The 15,486-nt window shown below is 70.4% G+C and carries 11 protein-coding genes and 1 tRNA gene; 6 read left to right on the top strand and 6 right to left on the bottom strand.

Annotated features, from left to right (window positions below; genetic code table 11):
- The first annotated feature begins 187 nt into the window (after window positions 1–187).
- From BLW76_RS46555 to bagB, 3 genes are read left to right on the top strand one after another with little or no spacing between them, the layout of a single operon-like run.
- Window positions 188–436, top strand: a complete 249-nt coding sequence (locus BLW76_RS46555; protein ID WP_091319012.1) for a hypothetical protein — start codon at window positions 188–190, stop codon at window positions 434–436.
- A 21-nt stretch (window positions 437–457) separates the two neighbouring features.
- Window positions 458–1,465: an ATPase BagA gene (gene bagA / locus BLW76_RS46560; protein WP_091319013.1), complete on the top strand. Its 1,008-nt coding sequence runs from the start codon at window positions 458–460 to the stop codon at window positions 1,463–1,465.
- A complete protein-coding gene (gene bagB / locus BLW76_RS46565) occupies window positions 1,462–2,571 on the top strand; it encodes an ATPase BagB (RefSeq protein ID WP_091319015.1) in 1,110 nt (369 codons plus the stop codon). Before bagA ends, bagB begins: the two co-directional genes overlap by 4 nt.
- 124 nt (window positions 2,572–2,695) lie before the next feature.
- On the opposite strand, the gene BLW76_RS46570 is transcribed toward bagB, so the two are convergent.
- Window positions 2,696–2,992 (bottom strand): WhiB family transcriptional regulator, encoded by a 297-nt coding sequence (locus BLW76_RS46570; RefSeq protein WP_091319017.1) that lies wholly within the window; start codon window positions 2,990–2,992, stop codon window positions 2,696–2,698.
- A 345-nt stretch (window positions 2,993–3,337) separates the two neighbouring features.
- Between BLW76_RS46570 and BLW76_RS46575 the strand changes: the two genes are divergently transcribed.
- Window positions 3,338–5,524 carry a transglycosylase domain-containing protein gene (locus BLW76_RS46575; protein ID WP_244170638.1) on the top strand — a complete coding sequence of 729 codons (2,187 nt, stop codon included), beginning with the start codon at window positions 3,338–3,340 and terminating at the stop codon, window positions 5,522–5,524.
- Between the two features lie 78 nt (window positions 5,525–5,602).
- Here the strand turns inward: BLW76_RS46575 and BLW76_RS46580 are convergent, their stop codons facing one another.
- From BLW76_RS46580 to BLW76_RS50330, 4 genes are read right to left on the bottom strand one after another with little or no spacing between them, the layout of a single operon-like run.
- Window positions 5,603–5,995 carry a hypothetical protein gene (locus tag BLW76_RS46580; protein ID WP_091319020.1) on the bottom strand — a complete coding sequence of 131 codons (393 nt, stop codon included), beginning with the start codon at window positions 5,993–5,995 and terminating at the stop codon, window positions 5,603–5,605.
- Window positions 5,996–6,045: 50 nt separating this feature from the next.
- Window positions 6,046–6,549 carry a hypothetical protein gene (locus BLW76_RS46585; RefSeq protein WP_091319022.1) on the bottom strand — a complete coding sequence of 168 codons (504 nt, stop codon included), beginning with the start codon at window positions 6,547–6,549 and terminating at the stop codon, window positions 6,046–6,048.
- 3 nt (window positions 6,550–6,552) lie between these two features.
- Window positions 6,553–12,045, bottom strand: a complete 5,493-nt coding sequence (locus tag BLW76_RS46590; protein WP_341866555.1) for an RHS repeat-associated core domain-containing protein — start codon at window positions 12,043–12,045, stop codon at window positions 6,553–6,555.
- Window positions 11,943–13,280 carry a hypothetical protein gene (locus tag BLW76_RS50330; protein ID WP_244170639.1) on the bottom strand — a complete coding sequence of 446 codons (1,338 nt, stop codon included), beginning with the start codon at window positions 13,278–13,280 and terminating at the stop codon, window positions 11,943–11,945. The genes BLW76_RS46590 and BLW76_RS50330 overlap by 103 nt, the downstream gene beginning before the upstream one ends.
- 295 nt (window positions 13,281–13,575) lie before the next feature.
- On the opposite strand from BLW76_RS50330, the gene BLW76_RS46595 reads away from it, so the two are divergent.
- Together BLW76_RS46595 and BLW76_RS46600 are read left to right on the top strand one after the other, a co-directional pair.
- On the top strand, window positions 13,576–14,556 hold the full coding sequence (locus BLW76_RS46595; protein WP_208613512.1) for a metallophosphoesterase: 981 nt from the start codon (window positions 13,576–13,578) through the stop codon (window positions 14,554–14,556).
- 29 nt (window positions 14,557–14,585) lie between these two features.
- A tRNA-Pro gene (locus BLW76_RS46600) sits at window positions 14,586–14,659 on the top strand.
- Window positions 14,660–14,700: 41 nt separating this feature from the next.
- Here BLW76_RS46600 and BLW76_RS46605 read toward each other — a convergent pair.
- Window positions 14,701–15,471, bottom strand: a complete 771-nt coding sequence (locus BLW76_RS46605) for a methyltransferase domain-containing protein (RefSeq protein WP_091319025.1) — start codon at window positions 15,469–15,471, stop codon at window positions 14,701–14,703.
- Window positions 15,472–15,486 lie beyond the last annotated feature (15 nt).

The following is a 15,486-nucleotide window of genomic DNA, read 5'->3' on the forward strand; positions in this document are numbered from 1 at the left end:
GGCAAGGGCGCCGGGGACGGCCGCCGGAAAAGGGGTGGCGACGCGCCGGACTGTGGTCCATCTCACGCCGGCCCCAAACGCCCCAATGTGGCGTTCGGTGCGTCCAGCGCACCCAATGTGGCGTTCGGTGCGTTGAACGCAACCAACGCCACATTGGGGCGTTTGACGCGGGGCTAGCGTGGATGGGGTGGAAACGTGGCGCGTGATCGCGACGGCCCTGCTCGCGGCGGCCGGGCTGCCGCTCGTGCTCGTCGTGATGGCGAAGGTGCGCGACCGGACGCGCAGCTCCGGCCAGGTCGCGCTCGGCGGGGTGGTGACGCTCACCCTGCTGGCGGTCGTGGGCGTGCTCACCCTGACCGTGCTGCCCGGCGCCGTGAGCTGGGCGCTCGTCGCGGCCGTCGCCGCTGCGGTCAGCGTCATGCTGCTGGCCGGTTGAGCGCTGAATTAGGGTGAAGAAGTGACCATTTCCCATGCCGGCTGGACCGACGAGCTTGCCCGCGCCCGGCTGCACTTCGTCACCGGCAAGGGCGGGACCGGCAAGACGACCCTCGCCGCCGCGCTCGGGCTCGCGCTCGCCCGCGAAGGCCGTCGCGTGCTGCTCATCGAGGTCGAAGGCCGGCAGGGCATCGCCCAGCTCTTCGACACCGAGCCGCTGCCGTACGCCGAGCAGCGCATCGCGGCCGTCCCGGGTGGCGGGGAGCTGCGCGCGCTCCACATCGACGTCGAAGCCGCGCTGCTCGAGTACTTCGAAATGTTCTACAACCTCGGCTTCGCCGGCCGGACGCTGCGGCGGATGGGCGCGATCGAGTTCGCGACCACCCTCGCGCCCGGGCTCAGGGACGTCCTGCTCACCGGGAAGATCAAGGAGTGCGTCGGCCGGACCGAGTCCGACGGGCGGCACACCTACGACGCCGTCGTCGTCGACTCGCCGCCGACCGGCCGGGTCGTCAAGTTCCTCGACGTCACCAAGGCGCTCACCGACCTCGCGAAGACCGGCCCGATCCGCGGCCAGGCCGACGGCGTCGTCCGCCTGCTGCACTCCGGCGAGACCGCCGTGCACCTGGCCACGCTGCTGGAGGAGATGCCGGTGCGCGAGACCGTCGAGGCCGTCGCCGAGCTGGACGGCGCCGACCTGCGCCCGGGTGCGGTGCTGGTCAACCGGGTCCGGCCGCCGCGGCTGCCCGCCCGCTCGGTGACCGCCGCCGCCGACGGCCGCGTCGACGCTTCCCGCGTCCGCACCGGGCTCGCCTCGGCCGGGCTGAAGCTGCCGGAAGCCACGTTGGACGCGCTGGTGGAAGAGACCGTCGAGCACGCCGTGCGGGTGGCCGCCGAGCAGCGGGCGCGCGAGCAGCTGGCCGAGGCCGACCTGCCGACCCTCGAGCTGCCGGACGTCACCGACGGCATCGACGTCGCCGCGCTCTACGACCTGGCCGAAGCCCTGACCGACCAGGGGGTGCGGTTGTGACCACCATCGACATCGACGCCCTGCTCGACGACCCGGAAAGCCGCGTGATCGTCTGCTGCGGCTCCGGCGGCGTCGGCAAGACGACGACCGCCGCGGCGCTGGCCCTGCGCGCGGCCGAGCGCGGCCGCCAGACGGTCGTGCTGACGATCGACCCCGCCCGGCGGCTGGCGCAGGCGCTCGGCCTGCGCGAACTCGGCAACCACCCGAAGCAGGTGCAGGTCGAGGGCTTCGAGCCCAAGGGCGAGCTGTGGGCGATGATGCTCGACATGCGTCGCACGTTCGACGACATGGTGCGCGTGCACGCCGGCCCGGAACGCGCCGAGCAGCTGCTGCAGAACCCCTTCTACCAGACGATTTCCACGTCGTTCTCCGGCACGCAGGAGTACATGGCGATGGAGAAGCTGGGCCAGCTCGCCGCCACCGGCGAGTGGGACCTGATCATCGTGGACACCCCGCCGAGCCGGTCCGCTTTGGACTTCCTGGACGCGCCGACGCGGCTTTCGAGCGCGCTGGACGGCCGGATGATCCGGCTGCTGACGGCGCCGGCGAAGGCGGGCGGCTGGGGCCTGCGCAAGGTGGTCAACGCCGGGTTCTCGATGTTCGCCAAGGCGGTGTCGACGATCATCGGAGGCCAGCTGCTGACCGACGCGTCGGCGTTCATGCAGGCCTTCGACAGCATGTTCGGCGGTTTCCGCGAGCGCGCCCGCAAGACGGCGGAGCTGCTGCGTTCGTCGGGGACGTCGTTCCTGGTCGTGGCCGCGCCCGAGCCGGACGCGCTGCGCGAGGCGTCCTACTTCGTGGAGCGGCTGTCGGCCGAGTCGATGCCGCTGGCCGGCCTGATCGCGAACCGGACGCACCCGGTGCTGGCGAAGCTGTCCGGCGCGGAGGCGCTGGCGGCAGCCGAGTCGCTGCAGAGCGCTCCCCTGGCCGAAGCCGTGCTGCGGCTGCACGCCGACCGCGTCCAGCTGGCGGCCCGCGAGGAGCGGCTGCTGGCGCGCTTCACCCGCGCGCACCCGGAGGTGGCGCTGGCGAAGGTCCCGGCACTGGCCGGCGACGTCCACGACCTCGACGGCCTGCGCGACATCGGCGTGAAGCTCGCCGGCTGAAGCTCCCGACCGATGTCATGAACGACTCGTTCATGACATCGGACGCGATGAACGACTCTTTCATGACGTCGGCGGCTGAGCGGTACGGGCGACGCGGCAGCAGGACCGCGCCGCCCGCAGCCGCTCAGCCGACCTTCACCCGCTCTGTCGCGTCGCGCTTGGCCGCTTCGAGCAGGTCGGCCCAGCTCACCACGTCGGGACGGCGGCGCAGCAGTGCCCGCCGTTCCCGCTCGGTCATGCCGCCCCAGACCCCGAAGTTGATGCGGCCGTCGAGTGCTTCGGCGAGGCATTCCGTGCGGACCGGGCAGCCCATGCAGACGGCTTTCGCCCGGTTCTGCTCCGCACCCCGGACGAACAGGCCGTCCGGATCGGCGTCCCGGCAGGACGCGTTGATTCGCCAGCTCGACTGGTTGGTTTCCATACCCCCAGCTCCCTACCCTGGTGATCGACGCACCGGCGGGGATCAGGCACTGCGCGCCCTGCCCCCGCGAGCGTGTCTCCCTCAGCTCACGTCGGTTACCCGGGCACCTCCCCGGTGCCGGTGCCGCCGTTCGGACCAGGCGAGCTCCCACCCGCGTTGATCCATCCGTCGGCTTTTCTTCGTGAGACGTTGACGGACTGTAGGGGCGTTCGGTTCCCCCCGTCGAGACCTAGGATGCCTTCCGTTACCAGATGTCACCGAAGGGGGTCTGTTTTGTCACTGATTTCACACTGGTGGAGACACGGCGTCACCGGCACCTGATTCACTCCGGGTAGCCTGGCCCTCGTGCGAAAAGCGGATGGTTTGTTCAAGCTCATCGGCCTCTGTCTGCTCGCGGGGGTGCTCGTCGCCGGCATGCTCTTCCCGGTCGTGGGGGCCGCCGGTGTCATGTCCAACCAGGCCAGCGAGACGGTGGAGAAGACCTCCTCCGACCTCGCGGACATCCCGCCGCCGCTGGTGACGACCGTCACGGACAACTCCGGCAAGCCGATCGCGACCCTGTACAGCCAGTACCGGCTGCCGATCAACCCGGACCAGATCAACGAGGCCATGAAGTGGGCCCTGGTCTCGGTCGAGGACAAGCGGTTCTACGAGCACCACGGCGTCGACTGGCAGGGCACGCTCCGCGCGGCCGTCAGCAACAGCACCGGCGCCGACACCCAGGGCGCCTCGACGCTGACCCAGCAGTACGTCAAGAACTACCTGATCAACGTCGTCTACCGCGGCGACACGATCGGCCAGAAGAAGGCCCAGGAGCAGTCGATCGCCCGCAAGCTCAAGGAAGCGCGGATCGCGATCCAGCTCGAGACGAAGCTGAGCAAGCAGCAGATCCTCGCGGGCTACCTGAACATCGTCGAGTTCTCCCGGCAGATCTACGGCATCGGCGCGGCCGCGCACGCGTACTTCGACACGACGCCGGAGAAGCTCACCGTGCCGCAGGCCGCGCTGCTGGCCGGCCTGGTCAACAACCCGATCAACAACGACCCGTGGAACCACCCGGACAAGGCCACCGCGCGCCGCAACCTCGTGCTCGACCGCATGGTGGACAACAAGAAGCTGGCGAAGGCCGACGCGGACCGCTTCAAGGGCGAGCCGCTGGGCGTGGTCCCGGACTCCCCGAAGAAGCCGCCGGCCAACTGCATCGGCGCGGGCCCGGAGGCCGGGTTCTTCTGCCAGTACGTCGAGGACTACCTCCTCAAGGCAGGCGGGATGACGAGGGACCAGCTCTACTCCGGCGGCTACACGATCAAGAGCACGCTGGACGAGCGCGCCAACCACGAGGCGAAGGTCTCGGCGGAGGCACAGGTCAAGAAGACGCAGCCGTACATCGCGAACACATTGTCGCTGGTCAAGCCGGGTAAGGACCGGCACGAGGTGGTGGCGCTTGCGGCGAACCGCGACTACGGGCAGAACCAGGACGCCGGGCAAACGACGTACACGCTGCCCGCGGGCGTCTACAACACCGGCGGCGCCGGGTCGACGTTCAAGGTCTTCACCACCGCCGCCGCGATGGACAAGGGAATCGTCGGGATCTACTCGCCGATCGACATTCCGGACACCTACGTGTCGCGCGTGTACACCGGCGGCGGCAACAGCTGCCCGCAGACCGGGCCACCGCTGCGCTCACGCTGGTACTGCGTGGGCAACGCCGGTGACTACAGCAGGCTCGCCTCCGGCGCAACCATCCAGACCGCACTGGCCACGTCGCCGAACACCGCGTTCGTCGAGCTCGAAGACCGGATCGGCAGCACCGGCCCAGCGATCGACATGGCACACCGCCTGGGGCTGCGCGATACGATGGCCAGCAGCGCGGCGGGCCGCACGCCCGACCCGAAGGCGGAGAAGGCCGAGCTGCGCGATCCCCAGAGCAAGTTCTACGGCCCCCAGGGCAACAGCCCCGGGCTCGGCTCGTTCACCCTCGGGGTGAGCCCGGTCAGCGGGCTGGAGATGGCCAATGTGGCCGCTACCATCCTGTCCGGTGGCGTCTGGTGCCCGCCGACACCGATCGCGGGGGTGACCGATCGCAACGGGAAACCGGTGGCGGTCAAGGAAGCCCCGTGCGAGCAGGCGGTGCCGGAAGGCCTGGCGAACACGCTCGCGATCGGGATGAGCAAGGACGACCAGCCGGGTGGCGGCACCTCGTTCCAGGCCGCCAACGCGGCGGGCTGGACCCGGCCGCTGATCGGCAAGACCGGAACCACGCAGGCGAACGTGTCGGCGGCCTTCGTGGGCGGCACCCCGCAGATCGCCGGTGCGGCCATGACGTTCAAGTTCGGCGGGGGCCAGGGCGGTATCTGCGACGCCGGCCCCGGCCGGGTCAGCCTCTGCCCCGGCGGCCGTGACGGCAACATCTTCGGTGGACACGCCCCGGCCAGGACCTGGTTCGGAGCGGTGTCGAGGATCTTGGAAGGCCAGCCGGAAGCGCCGTTGCCGCAGCCGGACCCGAGGTACATGGGCGGCCCCGGCCGCTGACCGGAAAAGCCGAAGGCCCCGCGACAACCGCGGGGCCTTCGGCTTTCCGGTCGGCAGTGCCCGGTCAGCAGTGCCCGGTCAGCAGTGCCCGATCGGCGACGCCGGGTCGTGCCCGGTCGCCAGGTAATAGCCGGTCACCCACCCGTCGATGGCTACCGGCACGCTGTTCTGGTAGTCGGTGTAAGTACCCGAGTACCAGACGTTGTCGCCGTGAATCGACTCGCCGGTCGTCCAGCAGTCCAGCGAGAACCAGCTCTGATTGGGAAGCGTGACGATTCGCTGCGACTGGGAATTCGGCTGCGCACGCACGTTGACCGCAGCGATCGTCAGCGCACACCAGGTGCCATACGTCCCGCCGGGACACGCCTCGACGCTTTCCGCCGACTCGGTCGAGGCCATGGCCACTCCGCCGAAACCGGAGAAAAGAGCCACGATTGCCCCCACCGTGGACAGTCGCTTGAACACCTTCATCGAAACCTCCTGACCGGCCGCCCGAGTGACGGCGACACCGAATCTGCGTGTTACGTCCTGCTCTGGCTCATCGACAACAGCAGTTCGGCGTTGAACCCGTCATCGATTTCCACGTAGGGTTGTTCGCCTTCGTGTTGGGCCCAGAACGTCTGGTTGCCCACCCACTCGGGGTCGTCGGTGAACGACAGCGACACCGTGATGAGTGCGGTGATCGCCGGCCCGTCCGGTATGGATCGGGCCCGCTCCAGCACGGCGCGGCTCAGCGCATAAGCGCGGCGGAGCACCAGCGCCGCGCGGTCAGCGCCGCGGGGGAGGTCGAGGTCGTGCACGCCCCGGCCGTTCACCGCCGCTTCGTACCCGGTCAGGTCGTCGAACGCGGCGCGCCGGCCCGAATACGACCGGCGCAGGGCCGCCAGGACCCACGCGCCATCAGGTTCCCGGACCCAACCGTCCGTCAGTATTTCCGCCGCCCCCGGCGGCAGGTCGGCCTCGGTGACGGTGTCCAGCTTCGTCCGCTCGGCGAGTTCGCGCATCGGGCCGGTCATGATGAGCATGGGTCAGTTCCCCAGAATCTTGAGGCCCTGCTGAATTCCGCGCTGGAATGCAGGGTCGCTCTTGAGTTGTTGCGCCAGTTTGCTCGGCAGGCCTTCGAACTGGCCGGTATCAAAATTGTACTGACACTTGGGGATCCGGCCGCTTTGGTCCTGGAAGTGCAGCTGTCCCGGCCGCTGCCCGGGGTTCGGGTTTTCGACGTCGATCCGGTACTGGCCCTTGTTCCAGGTCGTCGTGCTCGTCGTCCGGGTGCCGTTCTGCCCGATCATGGGCTTCTTCGGGGCGCTGCCCGAGCTCCCGCCGGAGCCCCCGCTGGAGCCGCGGCCCGAGTTCGCCGCCGCGTAGAGCCCACCGGCCAAGCCGAGCCCGGCCGCCGCCCCGGCCCCCGCGGCCGCGAGGCCCGCACCAGCCCCGACGAGCACGCTTCCGCCGCCGACCACCGCGACGAGGCCGAGACCGCAGGGCTCGGCGACGAAACAGATCCCGGCGCCGAGCACGGCACCCGCGATCCCGAGGCCGGTCGCCAGGTCACCCCAGAAACTCAGGCCCGTGACATCGGTGAACGTGGTCGGGTTGCCGCCGGCGTACACGTAGGGCTGGCGGGTCTGCGCCACGAGCGGATCGACGGTCAGGAACTGGGCGGTGGCCGGGTCGTAGTACCTCGCGCGCAGGTACAGGAATCCGGACTCCGCGTCGGTGTACTGGCCCGCGTACTGCAGGGGCGACGTCAGCGTCCCCGACGCGGTTGCCACGCCGTAGGGGGTGTAGGCGTAGGTCCCACCCACCGTGCCGGTCGCGGTGAGCAGGCCGACGGTGGAACCGAGCTGGTCGTGCACGAAGAACGCGATCCCGCCGGGCCCGCTCTGCTCGATCGGCAGGCCATCGGGCCCGTAGAGGTAGCTCGTCGTCCCGTCGGAAAGCAGGCTCGGGACCTCCGCGCCGTCCCAGACGTAGGGAGACGTCACCGACCCCACCGTTTTGGCCATCCGGAGGCCGTCACCGTTGTACCGGTAGGTCGCCGTGCCGGTGCTCGACGTCAGCCGTCCGGCCTGGTCGTACTCGTACGTCTTCGCTCCCGCCTTCGTGCGGTTGCCGAGTGCGTCGTAGGAGTACGTCGTGCTCCCGCCCGGTGCGACGGCGCAGGAGGGCGAAGCGACGGTGCCGGCCGGCAGCGTCCAGCAGAGCCGGCCTGCCGGGTCGAACGCCTGGGTCGCGTTCCCCACCTTCACCGGGTTGTCCGCCGCGTCGTAGGTGAAGGTCGCCGCGCCGGCCGACGCCAGTTGCTCCCGGGGGGTGTAGCCGAAAGCCTGCGACGGCCCGGAACCGACGGTCTGCGCGGACAGCTGACCGGCGTTGTCCCGGCCGTAGGTGAGCGACAGCACGGTCGTGCTGCCGGTGACGGCGGTGGTGCCCGTCAGGCTGCTGCGGTCGTCGTAGGTGTTGGTGACCGTGGTGCCGTTCGGGTACGCGGTCGTCCGCACCTTGCCGTTCTTGGTGTACCCGAACGTCGTCGTGTTGCCGGCGGTGTCGGTCACCGCGTGCAGCTGCCCGGCATCGTCGTAGGTGCGCACGACCGCCTTGGCCTGGCCCGGATACGTCGTCGTGATCTCGTTGCCGTTGTCGTCGTACCCGTGGAGCGTCGTGGCACCCGAGCCCTGCTTGGCCGCGACGAGCTCACCGAACGTGTCGTAGGCCCAGGTCGAGTTCCCGGTGCCGTCGGTCATCGAGATCCGGCGGCCCACGGCGTCGTAGCCGAAGGTCACGTTCGGCGTGATGCCGTCCGAGTACGAAAGGGACGTCGCCCGGCCGATCGCGTCGTGGACGTAGGTCGTGACGCGCCCGGCTGCGTCGGTCACCGTCTTCGGGCGGCCCGCCGGGTCGTACGAGGTCGTCGCGACACTGTTGTCGGCGTCGGTCCGGCTCGTCTGCCGCCCCTGCCCGTCGTAGCCGTAACGGGTCACGGCGCCGAGGCCGTCCACGGTGTCGGAGACGGTGCCGTCGGGGTTGTAGTGCGTGAGCTTGGTCGTGCCGTCGGCCTGGGTCTCCGTCACCAGGTGCCCGTCACCGTCGTAGGCACTGGTGGTGGTCCGGCCGTTTCCGTCCGTCGCGGACACCACGAGGCCGTCGGCGTCGTAGCCGGCCGAGCTGGCGTGGCCCAGAGGATCGACGGTTCGCGTGCGCCTGCCGTGCGCGTCGTTTTCGTAGGTCGTGGTTTTCCCCTCGCCGTCCACAACGGACGTCGGGAACCCGCGTGCGGTGTCGTAGCCGTAGCCGGTCCGGTTCCCGTCCGGATCGGTGGACGAAGTCACGTCGCCGAAGACGTCGAAAGTCCTCGTGGTGGTCTTGCCCATCGGGTCGACCGATCGCGTGCCGTCACCGGGGTGGGCCGCGTCGTCGTAGAAGAAACCACTGGTGCGAACGGGTTCCGGACCGAAGTTGCCGGTCGTCGATTCGACCACGTTGTTGGCCTTGGTGACGGTCGAGGACGTGAGCACGCGCAGCCCGCTCACCCCGGCCGGCAGGTGGTCGGCCTGGTCGTAGGTGTTGACCGTGGCGACCCCGTCGGGCGCGATGACCTCGACGAGGTTGCCGGCGTCGTCGTAGGCGTAGTTCGTCGTGTAGCCCAGGGCGTCCGAGGCCGAGATCCGGTTGCCGTGGTCGTCGTAGGCGAAGGTCTGCACGCCGCCGGCGGGGTCGGTCTGCGTCGTGACACCCAGCGTGACCGGGTCGTAGGTGTAGGACGAGGTGCCCGCGTCCGGGGTGCCGTAGCCCCGCGTTTCGCTGATCAGCAACCCGCCCTGGTAGGTCTGCAGGTCCTTGTGCCCGGCCGGATCGGTCACCAGGACCTGCCCGGCGGTGAGCCCGCCGTCGGGGGCGTAGGTGAACTTGGTGGCCCGGCCGTCGGGATCGGTCTGCACCGTCACGCGTTCGGCCGGGTCATAGGTCATCGACGTCACGGCTGATGCCGGACCGGCGAAGTTACCCGGGGTCCGCATGGAAGTCATCAGGTGCGTACCGGACGCGTACGTGTAGCGGGCGTGGTCGTCGTCCCGCAGCACCGGTGTCCGGGTGGTGCCCACGCCGTAGACGTCGGTGAGGTTGCCTTCCCCGTCGTAGCCGTAGGTGACCGAGCGACCGGCCTGGTCGGCCACCGCCGTGATGTGGCCACCGGTCCAGGTGAAGGTGTACGTGCGGCCGCCGGGGTCCGTCACGGTGGAAAGGTGGCCTGCTCCGTCGTAGGCCAGGGCCGTCCGGTAGGGCGGGTTCGCTTTGCTGCCGGGCAGGTCCGCCATCGACAGCAACCGGCCGGTTGCCTGGTCGAAGGTGAGGATCGTGGTGCCGCGGCGGGTGTAGACGTACGTCGAACCGGCCTTGACGAGCGTCGCGTCGTAGCGTGGCGCGGCCGGCGCATAGGCGCCGTTGCTGTTCACGAACGCGACCGCGGACCCGTCCTCCTGCCGGACCGTGACATTGCCGGTCGCGCCGTCGGTGACGGCGGACATGTTGTAGGTGAACGTCCAGCCCCAGCCGAAGGGTCCGTCGGCCGCCAGCGCCTTGTTGGGCCCGTTCGGGTCGGCGATGCTCTCGGCGTAGCTGCGGGTGACCTCCAGCGGAACACCCCGGCCGGGCGTGGCCAGATCGGTGAAGTCCTGGCCGAAATAGCCGGTACTCGTGTCGACCGGGTCACCCGCCGTCCGGCGCACGCAGCCACAGGCGACGAACGCCGGATTGCTGCCCTTCGGCGCGTCCTGGATCCCGGGCGGCCCCCCGATCGGCGAGCCGGGTGTGCCGCCTTGGGGGATGAAGGCCACAGCATCGAACGCCACGTCGTAGTCCGAGTTGTTCGTGCCACCGGTCGTGGTGGAACTGCCGTTGTTGTTCAGGACGACGTTGCCGCCGTTGGTCATCGCGAATGTGCCGATGGTGACCCACTGCTCGGAGTTCCACGCCTGGTTCACGCGGATCCGCCACGGGCTGACGCCGCCGCCGGGGTTGATGGTGTAAACCACGTTGGTCGCTTGGGCGCCGAGCCCGGGGATGTGCAGCTTGATCTTGTAGTACTGCAGGCTGGGCAGGTTCGGTGTCCACGTACCGGTGTTGATCAAAGCCGGGTTGCTGCCATCCTCGGTGTGGCTGAAGAGAATGTGGCCACCGAGCCCGGTGCCGAGCTGGTGGGTGTCGATCGCCCCGATCGGGTCGCCGGCGGAATTGGTGCCGTAGGTGTAGGTGAAGGTCCCGTTACCGGTCCAGTTCGCCGCGCCACACCCCTGCAGGTTCAACCGGTTGGGCTCGTCGTCGACGATGATCGCGTTCCCCGCGACCTTGCTCGTGTCGAGCGCGCACGTCGGCGGGTTGCGGGTCGGGTTGGCCGGCTCGGCCGAGCCGGCGCCGACCGCGTAGCCGCTCGTGGCGCAGGTGGTCGCGCAGGTGCCGATCCACGTCACCGGCTGGTGCCACCAGCACTGGAAGTCGTCGAGCAGGCAGTGGCTGGCGCCGGGAGTCGTCGGATTGGTGTTGACCGGGTCGCAGTGGTTGTCCGTACCGCACATCGCGGTGAACGGCGCGGGCTGCACCCAGGTGCGGCCGCCGTGGTACTCGGGGGTCGCGTACGCGCGCGACCCGTACCGCAGCAGCGGGCTGGCCATCCAGCCCAGCACCCGCTCCTGGTACGGCCAGCTGGCGGGGTGCGCCGCGTCGGCGTAGGTGTCCTGCAGATACGGATCACGGTTGGGCGGGTAGTCGAGGTTGGCCGGGTTGTTGGTCCAGCCCAGCCCCCAGGTCCCGTGGGGGCCCGTGCAGGACGGCCCGGGCGTGCACCCGGTCGTGTTGCCGTTGGCCGCGTTCGGCTGGATACCGGAGTTGTAGGCCCAAGCGGCGAAGTACCAGTTCTCGAGGTAGCGCGGGTCGCCACCGTTGGCGGTGATGCCGTCGGTGTAGAGCTGGTTCCACGTGCTCTCGAGGATCTGCAGCCCGGCGGCCAGGTTCTCCTGGTAGTCCATCGCCACCTTGGTCTGCCCGTTGACCGAGTAGACGTGGTCGCCGACGTGCATCCCGGTGGTGACCTGGCCGAGGCCGTAGCCGCAGTCGGAACCCGCGTAGTTGATCGACTTGATGTCGCCGCCCGCGCCGTAGTAGTCGGCGACGAGCGGACCGCCGGCGGTCCCCGCCGGGGCGTGCCACGACGCCTGCGACCAGTTCGACTCCTGAGCGACGATGGCTTCGTAGACCGACCGGGGCACGGTGTTCCAGGTGCTGCCCGCCGGGTGGGACAGCGGAATCAGGGGAAAGTCGCTGTTGGGCGCGTAGGCGGCGAGGCCGAGGTTGGCGAACCCGGCCGGCCGGGTGTAGGCGGAGCCGGTCAGCAGTCCCTGCTCGGCCATCTGGATCGCCCAGTTCACCTGGGCGGGGTTGGGCTGCATGACCTGCCGGTTCGCGCTGAGGCGCGGCACGGCGCACGTCGGTGCCTGGGCAGCCGCGGCGGCCTTCGGCGCTGCCATCGCGCCCGGCGAGGCGTCGCCGTGCGGTTCGGGCTTGCCGATCGGTGCCGCCACCACGCCGGTCGGCGACGCCGGGGCGTAGGTGGCCGTCGCGCTCGTGGTGCGCGCCGGCTCGGCAGGGCGCGACGGGGCGAGCACCTTTCCGGTCCGCGTCGCCAGCACGGCCGGAGTGTCCTTGCTCCCGTCCGCGTCCGGGCCCGTGAGCGCGTCACCGTCGAGGGACGACGCGGTTGCCCCCCCCCCCCCCCCCCCCCCCGCACCAGGCCCTGGTCGGAGACGGCTTTCACGTGCGCGGCCGACAACGCCTTGCTGTCGGTCGCGGTCGCGCCGGCCAGCACCGCGCCGCCCGCACGCCCTTGGAACAGGTGCGTCCGCTCCAGCGCCCCGGTACCGAGCGAACTGGTGACCCCACCCTTGGCCAGCATCGCCGTCGCCGTGTGGGTGCCGGCCCGGGTGACCAGGTAGGCGACCCCACCCGGGACCGGACGCAGTTCGTAGGCGTCCCCGGCGACCTGGGCGACGGGGCCGGTCCGGCCGTCCTTGCCGACGGCGACCAGCTGCCGCCCCTCCACGCCGACGATCCCGGCGTCGGCAGGCACGGCGGAAGTGACCTGCCCCGGCACGGTCACGGAGAAGTCGATGGTGCCGCGGGCGAGGTCGGCCTGCACCAGGCCGGTGTCTCGGTCATCGGCTCCGGTGTCCAGGGTGAAGACCGCCTTGGCGGCGGCGCCGCAGCCCGGTGAAAAGTATTTCAGACCCACCCCGCTGGCCAGCGGGTGAACGGAACTGTCGAGCAGGTCGACGGAATACGCGAAAGCTCCGTGGTCCCGGGCGGCCTGGTGGTTGACGGCGGAGCCGGGCAGGATCGCCACCGCGGCGTACCGGCCGTCGCCGGAAAGGCATTGGTAGCCGGTCCACAATGATTCGTCGCGGCCGGCCGGGCGCAGAAGCGCTACCTCCCGCCACGCGAATCCGGCGGCCTCCCGGCCGAGCAGCAGGTGGTAGCCTGCCGCGTCTCCCCAGCCGTCGAGCGCGACATCGGACGAGGTCGCGGCGCGGTCACCGAAGTCGCCGGCGACCGGCGCCTTCGCCACGGCAGGCACCGTCGGTGCGGCCTCGGCCGCCACCGGCTGGACCGATCCGCCGACAAGTGCGCATACGCTCAGAAACCCGACAACCGTCGCCAGCTTCGACCGTCTCTTGTACGCGCGCACACCACTGGAGCTGCCGAACATGAATTCCCCCTCATGCCTTTCACGCAGGGCGCGCGAAGGCTTCCCTGCGGACATTAAGGATCACGGCAAGCGGAAAGCAAGAGGCCAAAGGATTGAATGATCAACCGGGCGAAAACGTAATAATAAATGCGCGAATACCACACTGACCTCATAGCGGACAAATCGTCTTTCTCCTCCACGGACTTTCCGGGATGGACGGCCGCTCCCACGACGGAGTCGTGCCGGGGAGGCCCGGCGGCGGGGTCCCCGGAGCGGGGACGAGGCGTCCCGCCGTCGAGCACGTATCCTGGGTTCCGTGAGCACGCTCAGTAACACACGCACGTCGGGGGCGACGGCGGCGCGCCTCGCCGCGGGGACGCTGGCGCTCGGCGCCGCAACGCTCGGTTACGCCGTCGGCATCGAACGGCGCCGCTGGACCCTCCGGACCGCCGAACTGCCGGTGCTGGCTCCCGGGTCGCGGCCGTTCACGATCCTGCACGTCTCGGACCTGCACATGCTGCCCGGCCACCACAGCAAGCAGCGGTGGGTCGCCGCGCTCGACGAGCTGAACCCGGACCTCGTCGTCAACACCGGGGACAACCTGTCGCACCGGACCGCGGTGCCGGCCGTGCTGCGCGCGCTGGGGCCGCTGCTCGACCGGCCCGGCGTGTTCGTCTTCGGCAGCAACGACTACTACGCGCCCAAGCCGAAGAACCCGGCCCGGTACCTGATGCCGCAGGGCAAGAAGAAGCGCATCCACGGCGTCCAGCTGCCGTGGCGCGACCTGCGCGCGGCCTTCGTCGAGCACGGCTGGACCGACCTGACGCACGTCCGCCGCACGGTCGACGTCGGCGGGCAGCGCGTGTTCGCGGCCGGCGTCGACGACCCGCACCTGCGCCGCGACCGCTACGCCGACATCGCGGGCCCGGCCGACAGCGGCGCGGCCCTCCGCCTCGGCGTCACGCACTCGCCCGAGCCGCGGGTGCTCGACACGTTCGCGACGGACGGTTACGACCTCGTCCTGGCCGGCCACACCCACGGCGGCCAGCTCCGGCTCCCGGGTTACGGCGCCATCGTCACCAACTGTGACCTGGATCGCAGCCGGGCCCGCGGGGCCTCGCGCTGGGGGGCGCACATGTGGCTGCACGTGTCGGCCGGGCTGGGGACGTCGCCGTGGGCGCCGGCGCGGTTCGCCTGCCCGCCCGAGGCCAGCCTGTTGACGCTGGTCCCGCGCGGATCGAACGCCGGTGACCCGCATAAGGCAGCCCCCCGCAAAGCCCGCGACAGCGTCCGCTAGACTTCTCCACGACCCGTTAAGCAGTACCTCGGGGTGTGGCGCAGCTTGGTAGCGTGCCTCGTTCGGGTCGAGGAGGTCGTGGGTTCAAATCCCGCCACCCCGACGAGTAAGAGCCGGTGTCTTCGGACACCGGCTCTTCTGGTTTCAGCGGGTGGCCGTCACCTCGACCCAGCACTGGCTGAAATCCCCGTCGCCGCCGCGGGTCCACATCCACGCCGAGCGGGCCGCGCTCGCCAGCTGGTCGCGGTCGCGGGCGTACGCCGGGTCCGTGATCGCCGCGTCGAGTCTCGACTCCACGTACTTCGCCAGGTTGCGGTAACTCATGTCCTCGCGGTACTTGGCGCGCGAAGCCACCTCCGTGAAGCCCGCCCGGACGCACTCCTCCGCGATGGTGCGCCCGGCGAACGGGTTGCCGCCCGCGCGGCGGCGCATGAGGTAGTGCCCTCTCAGCGCCGCGTCGACGTTCGCCGTCTTCGGGCGCAGGCGCGCCTTGCTCCAGTCCGATGTGGACAGCGCCAGCCGCCCGCCGGGTCGGAGCACGCGGTACAGCTCCGCCAAGGCGTCCGCCGGAGCGGCGAGGTGCTCGAACAACGCGTGCGAGAACGCCACGTCCACGCTGCCGGAAGCGAACGGCAGGTCGTACGCCGAGCCCACCACGAAGTCCACTGTGGACCTTCCGGCGCGGCGGGCCGCCGCCCGGGCCAGTGCCACCTGGCCCGCGTCGACGTCGAGGCCCGTCACCCGGGACTCCGCGGCCAGGCCCAGCGTGATCGAACCGGGACCGCAGCCCAGGTCGACCACCCACGTGCCCGGCCGGAACAGGGGCTGGGCGAACGTCGCGCGCTCCGCCGCCGTGCGCGCGGCCAGCATCGACACCGCGTCTGCACCGTAGCCCGGCGCGTAACCCTCCAGCACCCCGCACACAGTACG

This window comes from Amycolatopsis tolypomycina (assembly GCF_900105945.1).
Lineage (GTDB): Bacteria > Actinomycetota > Actinomycetes > Mycobacteriales > Pseudonocardiaceae > Amycolatopsis > Amycolatopsis tolypomycina.

Excerpts from the sequence above, each read along its gene's own strand:
- BLW76_RS46580 (WP_091319020.1), bottom strand. The coding sequence starts at position 5,995 with ATGAAGGTGTTCAAGCGACTGTCCACGGTGGGGGCAATCGTGGCTCTT.
- BLW76_RS46570 (WP_091319017.1), bottom strand. The coding sequence starts at position 2,992 with ATGGAAACCAACCAGTCGAGCTGGCGAATCAACGCGTCCTGCCGGGAC.
- BLW76_RS46590 (WP_341866555.1), bottom strand. The coding sequence starts at position 12,045 with ATGGCAGCGCCGAAGGCCGCCGCGGCTGCCCAGGCACCGACGTGCGCC.
- BLW76_RS46585 (WP_091319022.1), bottom strand. The coding sequence starts at position 6,549 with ATGCTCATCATGACCGGCCCGATGCGCGAACTCGCCGAGCGGACGAAG.
- BLW76_RS50330 (WP_244170639.1), bottom strand. The coding sequence starts at position 13,280 with ATGTTCGGCAGCTCCAGTGGTGTGCGCGCGTACAAGAGACGGTCGAAG.